Annotated in this window: 1 protein-coding gene; it reads right to left on the minus strand. The window is 51.2% G+C overall.

The window, feature by feature from the left end; translation table 11 throughout:
* On the minus strand, positions 1-520 hold a 520-nt coding region (locus NE664_13210; GenBank protein MCQ4727590.1), incomplete at both ends, for a hypothetical protein.

Below are 520 nucleotides of genomic sequence, written 5' to 3' on the forward strand. Positions count from 1 at the left end.
GTATTCCGCCCGGCTTCCGTCATCCCATACGAGCTCCAGCTTAAAACCTCTCAGAATACTGCCCGTCATATAAGCTGACATGTCCGAGCTCAGCATCGCATTTACATTAGTCGGGAGACAGAACTTCATCTCATGGTTATCATACTCCAGTTCCGTTGTGATAACCGTCTTCTCATCATAACGCGGACTTCCATCTTCCTTCAGGATATAATCGGAAAGAATCGCCTCATCGGGCTGCTTATCCCCGGTCAGCTCTATGGTAATCCAGCGCCCGAGCGGCACATAGGGAATCTCCCTTTCATCTCTCGCAAGGACTGTAAATGGTTCCGGGCCGCAGGCCGCCGTACTGACTGTATCGCCGTCATCTCCCGGCTCATTCCACAGGATTACCCCCGAGGCACTGGGAATCTCCCGGCTCTTCCTCTCATGGCTTACTCTGATCTGAGGAAGCGGATCGCCCTTCACTACCTTAAAGAAATACTGGTAATGGGAGTAATTCTTCTCATCTCCCTGTGAAAAT

It is taken from the genome of Anaerotignum faecicola (assembly GCA_024460105.1).
In the GTDB taxonomy this organism is placed as follows: Bacteria; Bacillota; Clostridia; order Lachnospirales; family Anaerotignaceae; genus JANFXS01.